At 73.2% G+C, this 12,128-nt stretch carries 13 protein-coding genes; 6 read left to right on the forward strand and 7 right to left on the reverse strand.

Annotated elements, in window-relative coordinates; all coding sequences use genetic code 11:
• The first annotated feature begins 109 nt into the window (after positions 1-109).
• From ACZ6EG_RS20495 to ACZ6EG_RS20505, 3 genes are read left to right on the forward strand one after another with little or no spacing between them, the layout of a single operon-like run.
• Positions 110-880, forward strand: coding sequence for an SDR family oxidoreductase (locus tag ACZ6EG_RS20495; RefSeq protein WP_391970202.1), 771 nt, complete (start codon positions 110-112; stop codon positions 878-880).
• A complete protein-coding gene (locus ACZ6EG_RS20500) occupies positions 877-2,547 on the forward strand; it encodes a class I adenylate-forming enzyme family protein (RefSeq protein ID WP_469606363.1) in 1,671 nt (556 codons plus the stop codon). Before ACZ6EG_RS20495 ends, ACZ6EG_RS20500 begins: the two co-directional genes overlap by 4 nt.
• 34 nt (positions 2,548-2,581) lie before the next feature.
• Entirely contained in the window at positions 2,582-3,175 is a 594-nt protein-coding gene (locus ACZ6EG_RS20505) for a TetR/AcrR family transcriptional regulator (protein ID WP_356606020.1), read from the forward strand.
• Positions 3,176-3,212: 37 nt separating this feature from the next.
• Here the strand turns inward: ACZ6EG_RS20505 and ACZ6EG_RS20510 are convergent, their stop codons facing one another.
• From ACZ6EG_RS20510 to ACZ6EG_RS20520, 3 genes are all read right to left on the reverse strand, one after another.
• The gene (locus ACZ6EG_RS20510) at positions 3,213-4,427 is read right to left on the reverse strand and encodes an acyl-CoA dehydrogenase family protein (RefSeq protein WP_391970204.1); all 1,215 of its coding nucleotides are present in this window, start codon (positions 4,425-4,427) and stop codon (positions 3,213-3,215) included.
• Between the two features lie 6 nt (positions 4,428-4,433).
• Positions 4,434-5,456 carry a phosphotransferase family protein gene (locus ACZ6EG_RS20515; RefSeq protein ID WP_469606368.1) on the reverse strand — a complete coding sequence of 341 codons (1,023 nt, stop codon included), beginning with the start codon at positions 5,454-5,456 and terminating at the stop codon, positions 4,434-4,436.
• Between the two features lie 175 nt (positions 5,457-5,631).
• Positions 5,632-5,928: a hypothetical protein gene (locus ACZ6EG_RS20520; RefSeq protein ID WP_391970206.1), complete on the reverse strand. Its 297-nt coding sequence runs from the start codon at positions 5,926-5,928 to the stop codon at positions 5,632-5,634.
• Between the two features lie 73 nt (positions 5,929-6,001).
• Between ACZ6EG_RS20520 and ACZ6EG_RS20525 the strand changes: the two genes are divergently transcribed.
• Positions 6,002-6,943 (forward strand): NADP-dependent oxidoreductase, encoded by a 942-nt coding sequence (locus tag ACZ6EG_RS20525; RefSeq protein WP_391970207.1) that lies wholly within the window; start codon positions 6,002-6,004, stop codon positions 6,941-6,943.
• Between the two features lie 59 nt (positions 6,944-7,002).
• Here ACZ6EG_RS20525 and ACZ6EG_RS20530 read toward each other — a convergent pair whose 3' ends face one another.
• The 4 genes from ACZ6EG_RS20530 to ACZ6EG_RS20545 form a co-directional block, all read right to left on the reverse strand.
• Positions 7,003-7,323, reverse strand: a complete 321-nt coding sequence (locus tag ACZ6EG_RS20530; RefSeq protein WP_391970407.1) for a DUF202 domain-containing protein — start codon at positions 7,321-7,323, stop codon at positions 7,003-7,005.
• The gene (locus ACZ6EG_RS20535; protein ID WP_391970208.1) at positions 7,320-7,712 is read right to left on the reverse strand and encodes a YidH family protein; all 393 of its coding nucleotides are present in this window, start codon (positions 7,710-7,712) and stop codon (positions 7,320-7,322) included. The genes ACZ6EG_RS20530 and ACZ6EG_RS20535 overlap by 4 nt, the downstream gene beginning before the upstream one ends.
• Before the next feature lie 147 nt (positions 7,713-7,859).
• On the reverse strand, positions 7,860-8,369 hold the full coding sequence (locus tag ACZ6EG_RS20540) for an NUDIX hydrolase (RefSeq protein ID WP_391970209.1): 510 nt from the start codon (positions 8,367-8,369) through the stop codon (positions 7,860-7,862).
• 26 nt (positions 8,370-8,395) lie between these two features.
• The gene (locus ACZ6EG_RS20545; RefSeq protein ID WP_469606374.1) at positions 8,396-9,289 is read right to left on the reverse strand and encodes a DMT family transporter; all 894 of its coding nucleotides are present in this window, start codon (positions 9,287-9,289) and stop codon (positions 8,396-8,398) included.
• Between the two features lie 262 nt (positions 9,290-9,551).
• On the opposite strand from ACZ6EG_RS20545, the gene ACZ6EG_RS20550 reads away from it, so the two are divergent.
• Both ACZ6EG_RS20550 and ACZ6EG_RS20555 read left to right on the forward strand, forming a co-directional pair.
• A complete protein-coding gene (locus ACZ6EG_RS20550) occupies positions 9,552-10,502 on the forward strand; it encodes a hypothetical protein (protein WP_391970211.1) in 951 nt (316 codons plus the stop codon).
• A gap of 34 nt (positions 10,503-10,536) precedes the next feature.
• Positions 10,537-12,075, forward strand: coding sequence for an APC family permease (locus ACZ6EG_RS20555; RefSeq protein ID WP_391970212.1), 1,539 nt, complete (start codon positions 10,537-10,539; stop codon positions 12,073-12,075).
• Positions 12,076-12,128: the final 53 nt, after the last annotated feature.

Here is a 12,128-nt window from a genome sequence, read left to right on the forward strand (position 1 = left end):
TGCGGAATGGAGTAGACCGCGGTTCGCCCCTTCCGCCGCACATACCGACTGGTTAGTCTGGCGCTGCAACGGGGAGCCAGCAGTGCCCGAGCCGTGTCGAAGGAGACCGATGGTGGAAGCCGTGCAGGATGCCGGAGTCGTGGTCACCGGGGCGGGAGGCGGCATCGGTGCCGCGCTGGCCCGCCGCTTCGCGGCCGAGGGGGCCAGGGTCGTCGTCAACGACCTGGACGCCGGCCGGGCGAAGGCCGTGGCCGACGAGATCGGCGCCGTCGCCGTCCCGGGCGACGCCTCGTCGATCGTCACCGAGGCGCGCGAGGCGCTGGACGGCAGGGTCGACGTGTACTGCGCCAACGCGGGCGTCGGCTCCGGGGGCACCGAGGCGGCCGACGAGGCCGTCTGGGCGCTCGCCTGGGACGTCAACGTCATGGCGCACGTGCGGGCGGCGCACGAACTGATCCCGGACTGGCTGGAGCGCGGCAGCGGCCGTTTCGTCTCCACCGTCTCCGCCGCCGGACTGCTCACCATGATCGGTGCCGCCCCCTACAGCGTCACCAAGCACGGCGCCTACGCCTTCGCCGAGTGGCTGTCCCTGACGTACCGCCACCGCGGCGTCAAGGTCCACGCCATCTGCCCGCAGGGCGTGCGCACCGACATGCTCACCGCGAGCGGCAGCGCCGGCGACCTGGTGCTCGCCCCGACCGCCATCGAGCCCGAGGCCGTGGCGGACGCCCTCTTCCGGGGCATCGAGGAGGACCGCTTCCTGATCCTGCCGCACCCCGAGGTCGCCGAGTACTACCGGGCCCGCGCCGTCGAGCCGGACCGCTGGCTGCACGGAATGAACCGGCTCCAGCGGCAGTGGGAGGAGGCGACGGCCCGATGACCGGCTCCCGGTACGCGGCCAGGCCCTGGCTGGACCTGCTGACCGATGCCCAGAAGGCGCCGCTGAGCCCGGAGCCCTCCCTGGTGCACGCCCTGCGCCGGGCCGCGGCCGCCGCCCCCGACCGGGCCTTCCTCGCCTACTTCGACGGCCGCCTCACCTACCGCGAGGTGGACGAGCTGAGCGACTCCGTCGCCGGGCACCTCGCCGCACGCGGCCTGGAGCGCGGCGACCGGGTCGCGGTCCTGCTGCAGAACTCGCCGCACTTCGTGCTCGCGGTGCTGGGCGCCTGGAAAGCCGGCGCGGTGGTCGTGCCCGTCAACCCCATGTACAAGGCGGGGGAGGTCGGGCACGTCCTGCGGGACGGCGAGGTGGCCGCCCTGATCTGCTCCGACCGGGCCTGGGAGTCGTACCTGCGCGAGACGGCCGCCGACTCGCCGGTGCGGATCGTGCTCACCGGCTGCGAGCTGGACTTCCAGAGCCGCCGGGACGAGCGCGTCCTGACCTTCGAGCGGCTGCCGCGGGCCGCCGACGCCGACGACCTCGCGGAGGTGGCCCGCGGCGGCCACCAGGCCCCCGAGGGGCGCGACCCGCGCCCGGCCGACACCGCGCTCATCAGCTACACCTCGGGCACCAGCGGCACGCCCAAGGGCGCCACCAACACGCACCGCAACATCATGTACAACGCCGAGCGCCAGCGCACCGGGCTCGGCCTGCCCGAGGCGCCGGTCTACTTCGCGCTGGCGCCGCTGTTCCACATCACCGGCATGGTCTGCGAGTTCGGCGCCTGCCTGAACAGCGCGGGCACGCTCGTGCTGGCCTACCGGTTCGAGGCGGGCGTCGTGCTGGACGCCCTCGCGGAGCACCGGCCGCACTACACGGTCGGCCCGTCCACCGCGTTCATGGCGCTGGCCGCCCACCCGTCGGTGACCCGCGAGCACTTCGCGTCCTTCGCGAACATCTCCTCCGGCGGCGCCCCGCTGCCGCCCGCCCTGGTCGAGAAGTTCCGGGCCGGCTTCGGACCGTACATCCGCAACGGTTACGGGCTGACCGAGTGCACGGCCCCCTGCGCCTCCGTACCGCCCCACCTGGAGGCGCCCGTCGACCCGGTCTCCGGGACCCTCGCCGTCGGCGTGCCCGGCCCCGAGACCGTGGTCCGGATCGTCGACGAGGAGGGCGCCGAGGTGCCCTTCGGCGAACAGGGCGAGATCGTCGTGAGCGGCCCCCAGGTCGTCCCCGGCTACTGGCGCCGCCCCGACGCCACCGCCGAGACCTTCCCCGGCGGCGAGCTGCGCACCGGCGACATCGGCTTCATGGACGCCCAGGGGTGGCTCTACGTCGTCGACCGCAAGAAGGACATGATCAACGCCTCCGGCTTCAAGGTCTGGCCGCGCGAGGTCGAGGACGTGCTCTACACCCACCCGGCGGTACGCGAGGCCGCCGTCGTCGGCGTGCCCGACGGGTACCGCGGCGAGACCGTCAAGGCGTACATCAGCCTCCGTCCGGGTGCCGAGGCGGACCCGGAGACACTCGCCGCGTACTGCGAGGAGAAACTGGCCGCGTACAAGTACCCGCGCCAGGTGGAGATCCTGCCCGAGCTGCCGAAGACGGCGAGTGGGAAGATCCTCCGTCGGGAACTGCGTTCCCGAACGCACCAGGACGGACAGTGAACGGACACTGAAAACGGAAAGGCAGGTGACGGCAGTGCCCAGGACCACGGACGGGGACGGCACTCCGGTGCCGCAGCGGCTCCTGGCCGCCGCCACCCGGCTCTTCGCCGAGCAGGGCTACGACCGCACCTCGGTACAGGAGATCGTGGAGGCGGCCGGCGTCACCAAGGGCGCCCTGTACCACTACTTCGGCTCCAAGGACGACCTGCTGCACGAGGTCTACGCGCGCGTGCTGCGCCTCCAGCAGGAACGCCTGGACGCCTTCGCGGCCTCCGACGAGCCCGTCGAGAAGCGGGTGCGGGACGCGGCGGCCGACGTCGTCGTCACCACCATCGACAACCTCGACGACGCGTCGATCTTCTTCCGCTCCATGCACCAGCTGAGCCCGGAGAAGAACAAGCAGGTACGCGCGGAGCGCCGGCGCTACCACGAACGTTTCCGCGCGCTCATCGAGGAGGGCCAGCAGACCGGCGTCTTCACCAAGGAGGCACCGGCCTCGCTGGTGGTGGACTACCACTTCGGCTCGGTCCACCACCTGTCCACCTGGTACCGCCCCGACGGACCGCTGACCCCGCAGGAAGTGGCCGACCACCTGGCCGACCTGCTGCTGCGCGCGCTGCGCCCGTGAGGTGACGCCCCCCGGGTCCCGGGGGGCGCCGTCCCGTTCAGAGGTACTTCTTGATCTCCCGGCGGGCCAGCGAGCGCTGGTGCACCTCGTCCGGGCCGTCGGCGATCATCAGCGTCCGGGCACCGGCGTAGAGCTCGGCCAGCGGGAAGTCCTGGCTCACGCCGCCCGCGCCGTGCAGCTGGATGGCCCGGTCGATGATGTCGACCACCGCGCGCGGCGTGGCGATCTTGATGGCCTGGATCTCGGTGTGCGCGCCCCGGTTGCCGACGGTGTCCATCAACCACGCCGTCTTCAGCACGAGGAGCCGCAGCTGCTCCACGGTGACCCGCGCGTCCGCGATCCAGTTGTGCACCACGCCCTGCTGGGCCAGCGCCTTGCCGAAGGCGGTACGGTCCACCGCGCGGCGGCACATCAGCTCGATCGCGCGCTCCGCCATGCCGATCAGCCGCATGCAGTGGTGGATGCGGCCCGGGCCGAGGCGTGCCTGGGCGATGGCGAAGCCGCCGCCCTCCTCGCCGATCAGGTTCGCCACCGGCACGCGCGCGTGGTCGAAGGTCACCTCGGCGTGGCCGCCGTGGTAGTGGTCCTCGTAGCCGAAGACCTGCATGGCCCGGTCGACGGTGACGCCGGGCGTGTCGCGGGGGACCAGCACCATCGACTGCTGACGGCGGATGTCCTCGCCGCCCGGGTCGGTCTTGCCCATCACGATGAAGATCCGGCAGTCCGGGTTCATCGCCCCGGAGATGTACCACTTCTTGCCCGTGACGACGTACTCGTCGCCGTCCCGCTCGATGTGCGTGGTGATGTTCGTGGCGTCCGAGGAGGCCACGTCCGGCTCGGTCATCGCGAAGGCCGAGCGGATCTCGCCGGCGAGCAGCGGCTGGAGCCACTGCTTCTGCTGCGTCTCGTCGGCGAACTGGGCGAGCACCTCCATGTTGCCGGTGTCCGGCGCCGCGCAGTTCACCGCCGTCGGAGCCAGCTGCGGGCTGCGGCCGGTGATCTCGGCGAGCGGGGCGTACTGGAGGTTGGTGAGGCCCGCGCCGTGCTCGGCGTCGGGCAGGAAGAGGTTCCACAGGCCCTGGCGGCGGGCCTCGGCCTTGAGGTCCTCGACGACCTGTGGGGTGTCCCACGGGGAGGCGAGGCGGGCGCGCTGCTCGTGGGCGACCCGCTCGGCCGGATAGACGTACTCGTCCATGAAGGCGAGCAGCCGGGCGCGGAGTTCCTCGGTGCGTGCGTCGTACGCGAAGTCCATGACGGGTCAGCCCTTCTGAAGGGTGGTCAGGCCGTGTTCGATGAAGACGGGGACGAGGTCGCCGATGCGGTCGAAGCCGCGGCCGACCGTCTGGCCCAGCGTGTAGCGGTAGTGGATGCCCTCCAGGATCACGGCGAGCTTGAACCAGGCGAACGCCGTGTACCAGGCCACGGCGGACACGTCGCGCCCCGAGCGCGCGGCGTACCGCTCGATCAGCTCGGACGGGGCGGGGTGGCCGGGGGCCTGGGCGGTGGTGGAGACGGGGGAGTCGGGCATCCCGAGCGGCATGCTGTACATCACCAGCAGGCCGAGGTCGGTGAGCGGGTCGCCGAGGGTGGACATCTCCCAGTCGAGGACCGCCTTGATCTCGTCGTCGCCGCCGATCAGCACGTTGTCGAGGCGGTAGTCGCCGTGCACGACCGCCGGGGCCGGGGAGTCGGGCAGCTCCCGGCCGAGCGTGGCGTGCAGTTCGTCGATGCCGGCCAGGTCGCGGTTGCGGGAGGCGTCCAGCTGCTTGGACCAGCGGCGCAGCTGGCGGTCGAGGAAACCCTCGGGGCGGCCGAAGTCCGCGAGGCCCACCTCGGCGGGGTCCACCGCGTGCAGTTCGACGAGCGTGTCGACCAGGTTCAGCACGGCGGAGCGGGTGCGCTCGGGACCGAGCGGGGCGAGCTGGTCCGCGGTGCGGTACGGGGTGCCCTCGACGAACTCCATGACGTAGAAGGGAGCCCCGAGGACCTCCTCGTCCTCGCAGAGGAGGACGGTCCGCGGCACCGGCACGTCCGTCGGGTGCAGCGCGCTGATCACGCGGTGCTCGCGCTTCATGTCGTGCGCGGTGGCCAGGACGTGGCCGAGCGGGGGGCGCCGTACGACCCAGCGCGCGGTACCGTCCGAGACCGCGTAGGTGAGGTTCGACCGTCCGCCCTCGATCAGCCGGCCGGACAGCGGGCCGGTCACCAGACCGGGCCGCTCGCGGTCGAGCAGGCCGCGCAGCCGGTCGAGATCGAGTCCGGGCGGGTGGTCGGGGCTCATCATCGCTCCTACGGGCAGGCGAACAGTACCCGAGTCATGATGCCGACCAGTCGGTATGCCGTCCAGTGGGAGGACGGAACGTGATCGGTGCCACGACGGACCGGCGGCCCCCCGCGCCCTGCTCGCGGGGGACCGCCGGCCCGTGGGTGTCCGGGGGCGGCGTGGTGCCCGTCGGTCAGTGGTCGTCCCAGTGGCCCTCGTGCGCGGCGTGCCGGTGGCCGTCGTGGAGGTAGTCGACGTGGTCGCCGTGGCGCACGCGCGCGTGCCCGCAGTTCTCGTCGTGGCGGTGCTCGTGACTCCCGTGCGCGGTGTGCCCGGCGGGCTCGCACTCGTCCCAGTGGCCGCTGTGGGCGCGGTGCAGGTGCCCGTCGTGCGCGTAGTCGACGTGGTCGCCGTGCGGCACCTCGTCGTGCCCGCAGGCCGGGCCGTGGTCGTGCTCGTGGGCCGTGTGTTCCTGGTGGAGTGTGGTCATGGCGCTCACCTTAATGGTGCATATGCGGACATGTGGGTTGCGTGGTGTCCGGGTACCCCGGAGGGTCGGAGCCATGAAGGCGATCAGTTACGCACAGTACGGCGGTCCCGAGGTGCTGGAGTACGGGGAGGTCCGCGATCCGCGGGTGGGGCCCGACTCGGTGCTTGTGAAGGTGCGGGCCGCCGCCGTCAACCCCGTCGACTGGAAGTGCCGGGACGGACACCTCGACGCGGTCCTCCAGCCCGTCTTCCCGGTGGTGCCCGGGTGGGACGTCTCGGGGGTCGTGGTGCGGCCCGGGGCGGCCGTCGCGGAGTTCGCGGTCGGGGACGAGGTCATCGGCTACGTCCGCGAGGACTTCCTCTCCCGGGGGACCTTCGCCGAGTACGTCGCGGCGCCCGTACGCACCCTCGCGCGCAAGCCGCGCAACCTCACCTGGGAGGAGGCGGCGGGGCTGCCGCTGACCGGGCTGACCGCGTACCAGGTGATGAACGGGGCGCTGGGGGTCGGCCGGGGCGACACCGTACTCGTGCACGCCGCGGCGGGCGGGGTGGGCTCGATCGCCGTCCAGCTGGGACGGCATGCCGGGGCGCGGGTCATCGGTACGGCGAGCGAACGCAACCACGACTTCGTGCGGGGGCTGGGCGGGGAACCGGTCGCGTACGGGGAGGGGCTGGCGGAGCGGGTGCGGGGGCTGGCGCCCGAGGGCGTGGACGCGGTGTTCGACACGGTCGGTGGCGAGACGCTGAGGACCTCGGCCGAGCTGCTGGCGGCCGGGGGCCGCCTGGCGTCGATCGCCGACGCGGACGTCGTCGACCACGGCGGGCGGTACTGCTTCGTGCGGCCCGACGCGGAGGATCTGCTGCGGCTGACCGAGCTGGCGGAGCAGGGGGTGGTGAGCGTGCACGTGTCGGAGACCTTCCCGCTGGAGCGGGCGGCGGACGCCCACCGGCGGAACCAGGAGGGCCGGACGCGGGGGAAGATCGTGGTCACGGTGGACTGGGAGGAGCCGCGGTGACGCGGGGGTCCGGGCCGGGAGCCGAGGGACCTGAGAGCTGAGGGACCCGGGAGCCGGAGTTAGAGCTGGAGGACGAGGAAGGCGCCGCACGCCGCGAGCGCGACCGTGCACAGGGCCGCCGCCGCGGCGGACGGCGGGGTCAGCGCGCCGGGGCGGCTGGTCGCGGCGAGGGTGCGGATGCGGACGTGGGCGAGGCGCAGGAAGGCCGTCCACAGGGCGCAGCACAGGGCGGCGGCGACCACCGAGGCCGGGGTCGTGCCCCCGTGCAGGGCGGCCTTCGCGGCGAGTACGGCGACGACGGTGCCCGACAGGGTCGTGCGGCGCCAGGCGAGCCGGGTGCGTTCGGGCTGGAGGCCGGGGTCGCGGGTGCTCACGCTCAGCCTTCCCAGCCGACGAGGACCACGACGACCATGACCAGGGCGACCACGGCGACGACCAGGCTGAGCAGGGCCGGGAAGCGGGAGACCGGAAGGTCCTCGCCGCGGCGCATGGCCCGCTCGCAGCGCACCCAGTGGTTCACGGCGCGCAGCGAGCAGAGCACGCCGGCGACGAGCAGGGCGAGGGCGAGCCCCACCCGCCAGCCCCAGCGCAGGTCGGGCAGGAACTGGTCCACGGCGAAACCGCCGCCGATCAGGGCGAGGGCCGTGCGCAGCCAGGCCAGGAAGGTGCGCTCGTTGGCCAGCGAGAAGCGGTAGTCGGGGGTGCCGCCCTCCTGCCGGGCCTCCTCGGGGGCGAACCAGAGCCGGACGTTCCGCACGAATTCGATCACTTGGGGAGCCTATCCGGCGGGTGCGGGTGCGGGTGCGGGTGCGGGTGCGGGGCGGGCGTCGCCGCAGGCACCCCGCTCCACCGCCGGAGGCACCCGCACCCACGACTGGAAGGCGGGAGCCGGGGAGCGCCTGGGGAGGGCGGGGTGTCACGCCCGCCAGGCGCGCAGCCGCTCGTACGCCGCCAGACCGTCCGGCACCCACTCCCACTCCCGGAGCCGGTGCTCCACCTCCGCCTCCGTCAGGAAGTCGTGCCAGGCGACCTCCTCCGCCTGCGGGGCGACCGGCCCCTCGCAGCGCACCTCGTACACCGCCGACCACCAGCTCCGGCCGGCGCCGTCGTCGTAGAGGAACGTGAAGAGGTGCTCCGGGCGGGGCAGCGCGGTCACCCCCAGTTCCTCCTGGGCCTCCCGCAGTGCCGCCTCGTCGTAGGACTCGCCCGCGCCCACCACACCGCCCACGAACATGTCGTACAGGGACGGGAACACCAGCTTCGTCGGTGTGCGGCGGTGGACGAAGACGCGGCCCCCGGGGTCCCGGGCGTACACGAACACGCAGCGGTGGCGCAGTCCCCGCGCGTACACGTCGCCCCGCCGGGCCTGCCCGACGACCTGGTCGTTCTCGTCGACGATGTCGAGGATCTCGTCAGCAGCGCTCATGCCCTCATCCAAGCAGCGCCGCGTGGTCAGCGCCGTTGCAGGTCCCGTGCGCTCCGGCCCTCGCCCGTGCCCTGCGGCATCGCGGGGTGCAGGCCCAGCAGGACGATGCCGGTCACGGCCGCCGCGAGGCCGCCCGCCTCCCAGGCGAGGGCCCCGGTGCCGGTCCGCAGCCGGTCGCCGAGGAACCCGACCCCGCAGGCGATGCCCGCGAGCGGCTGCGCGGCCGTCAGCGCGGGCAGCGACCTGCGCAGGGGGGCGGTCTCGAAGGCGCTCTGCACCAGGACCAGACCGGTGATGCCGAGCACCACCACCGCGTACGGCTGCCAGCCGGTCAGCGTCTGGGCGAGGCCGCCCTCGGTGAAGCGCCGGCCGCTGACCCGGGTCAGCGCGTCCTGCACGCCGTAGACGAGGCCCGCCGCCAGTGCCAGCAGGGTCGGTCCCCAGCTCAGCCGGGAACGGCCGGCGCACACCGTGAGCAGCAGGGCCGCACCCAGCATCACGCCGATGAGCAGCCAGTGCCGCACCGGGTCGGTCACCGCGCCGCCGCCGCGCGGTTCGCCCGCCACGATGAACGCGGTGACCCCGCCGGCGAGCAGCGCGAGGCCGGCCCAGCCCTGGCGGCCCAGCGGCTGCCGGGTCTGGGCGCGGGAAAGGGCCAGGGCGAAGAGCAGGTTCGTCGCCAGGAGGGGCTCGACCAGGGTCAGCTCACCGCCGCCCACCGCGAGGGCTCCCAGCACCATGCCGGCCACCATCAGCCCCATGCCGGCCAGCCACCGCGGCACCCGTACGAGGTCGAGCAGGAGACGGGGCGAGAGGAAGTCGCCCAGCGGGGCGCGCTCGGCGGCGTTCTGCTGGAGGACGAAACCGAAGCCGAGGCAGCACGCGGCGCTCACGGCGAGGACCACAACCAGAACCGACACGCTGCGTACCTCGATCGTCAGTCGGGCCACCGGTGCGTAGGCCGACTCTAGTGCGGGCGCACACGGGGTGCCGGGTGGGCGCCGCATCCGAGTGGCAGGGCGGGGCGCCGGTCGACAAGTCCCGTTTTCAATAAGCGAGTTGACGCGTGTAACGGCATGTTTCCCCTTGACGTCAAGCCTTGGCTGCCGGTTTGCTGTGCGTGATCAGTTCATGGCAGACCGGCTACGACGACCTACCGCGTCGCGTGAGGAAGTTCCTGCGGTGTCCCCACCTCCGCCTCCCCTCGGCCGCGGCCGAGGGCGCGCCGCCCAGGCCTTCGACGAGGCCCTCGACGACGCCGAACTCGTCGCCGTCCGGGCCGCGCTGGCCCAGGGGCGCTGGCAGTCCGCGCGTTCCCTGCTCGTCCACACGGGCGACGACTGGGACCGCCGGGGGCACCGGGTGTCCGTCCTCGCCAAGGAGCCCTACTGCGCCGCCTGGGTCCGCGAGTGGCTGCTCGCCGAACCCGACTCGGCCGACGCCTCGGTCCTGCTCGCCTTCTCGCTGGTTTACCGCGCCCTGCGCGGCAAGGAGAAGGCGGACCGGGCACGGGAGGCGTGCCGGGAGGCGGCCGCGCTCGTCCCCGGCGACCCCACCCCGTGGCTGGGACTGCTCGTGCTGGAGCGCTCGCTGGGCGTGGACGACGATGTCGTACGCGTCTTCGAGGCGGTGCGCGGACGGTACGCCGATCACCACCACGCCCACCACCTGATGGTGGCCCGGCTCGCCGAACGCGTCGGCGAGGGTGAGGCGGACCCGCTGCACGAGGTGTACGACTTCGCGAACTGGGCCGCCGAGCAGGCCCCCGCGGACTCCCCGCTGGCCGTCCTCCCGGTCGTCGCGCACGCCGAGCGCTACCGCGTGCTGGCCGCCGCCGGCCACGGGTCCGCCCACCCGAGCGCCTCCGGCCACTGGGTCGGCCGGCGCGCCCGGCTCGTGATGAAGGCCGCCTTCGACTGGTGGCTGGAGTGGGAGCAGGACGGCCATCCCCGCCGCCTGATCGACCTCAACTTCCTCGCGCACGCCAAGTGCTGCGAGGGCCGGGGCGCCGAGGCCGCCGCCCTCTTCCACCGCATCGGCGAGCACGTCACGCCCGCCCCGTGGTCGTATCCGGACCGCGACCCCTACCCGGCCTTCCGTGCCGCCCGCGCGAGGGCACTGGGCACGGCCTGACCCCCCGACGCACACGAAAGAAGGACGTCCTGCGATGACCAGGGGCAGTTCGAGCACGAGCCGACCCGCGAGCGGTGCCGCCATCAGCACCTTCAAGGGGCAGGAGCGGGCACTGCGCGCCGACCGGCTGGGCACGGGGGGCCTGCTGCTCTCCGTCCTCGCCGCCACCGCCCCGCTGATGGTGGTCGCGGGCGTCATGCCCACCACCTTCGCGGTGATGGGCATCGTGGGGCAGCCGCTGCTCTTCGTGCTCCTGGGCGTGGTGCTGATCCTCTTCAGCGTCGGGTACGCCGAGATGAGCCGGCACGTCCACAACGCCGGGGCCTTCTACGCGTACATCTCCCGCGGACTCGGCGGCACCGCCGGGGCCGCCGCCGCGCTCGTGGCGCTGGTCGCCTACAACGCGCTCCAGGTCGGCATCTACGGCATCCTCGGCTTCGAGGTCTCCGGGCTCCTGGCCACCTACGCCGACCTGGAGGTCGCCTGGTGGGTACCGGCGCTGCTGGCCGTGCTCGCGGTCGGCGCCCTGGGCTGGCTGAAGATCGACGTCAACGCCCGGGTGCTGGGCGTGCTGCTGCTGATCGAGGTCGCGCTCGTGGTCGTGTTCGACATCGCCGCCGTCGCCGATCCGGGCGCCGAGGGGCTGTCGCTGCACGCGTTCAACCCGGACACCCTGACCGGGGCGGGTGTGGGAACCGCGCTGTGCTTCTGCATCGCCGCCTTCCTCGGCTTCGAACAGGCGCCCGTGTACGCCGAGGAGACGAGCCGGCCGCATGTGCTGGTGCCGCGTGTCATGTTCCTGGCAGTCGGTGGGGTCGCGGTGTTCTTCGCGCTCAGCAGCTGGGCCCTGACCGTCGCCACCGGTCCCGACAGGATCGTCGGAACGGCTCAGGAACAGAGCGCCGGGCTGCTCTTCTTCCTCACCGAGTCCCGGCTGGGCGGCACCTTCACGGACGTCCTGCACATCCTGTTCGTGACCGGCATGTTCGCCGCCCTGCTCAGCTTCCACAACGTCGTCGCCCGGTACGCCTTCGCCATGGGCCGGGAGGGGCTGCTGCCCGCCGCCTTCGGGCGGACCAGCGGCTCCAGCGGCGCGCCCGGCACCGGGTCGCTGCTCCAGACCGCCGTGTCCGCGGTCGTGGTCGTCGGCTTCGCCGTCGCCGACGACAAGCCGCACGGCGACCCGACCCAGCCCGTCCTGCGCCTGTTCACCTGGGGCGGCAACATCGGCGCCCTCGGCGTCATCGTGCTGATGGCCGCCGCCTCCTTCTCCGTGGTGGCCTTCTTCGTCCGCCGCGGCGCCGCCGGTGCCCAGAGGGTGCGGCTCGCCACCTCCACCGTCGCGGGCCTCGCCCTGCTGGTCATCGCCGGTTACACGGTCAGGGACTTCGACGTCCTCGTCGGCGCGGGCCCCGGTTCCGCCCTGAGCTGGATGCTGCCCGGCGTCATCGGCCTCGCGGCGCTCGCCGGCCTGGCGCAGGGCCTGGTCCTGCGGGCCCGGGTGCCCGAACGGCACGCGCGGATCGGCCAGGGCAACGAGGCGTTCCAGCTGGACAAGGCCGCCTCCTCCTGAGCCGCACCGGAGGCTCCCCGGCCTCCCGCGCACAGCGGAGCGGCCGCTCCCCG

This window comes from Streptomyces sp. NPDC041968, assembly GCF_055589025.1.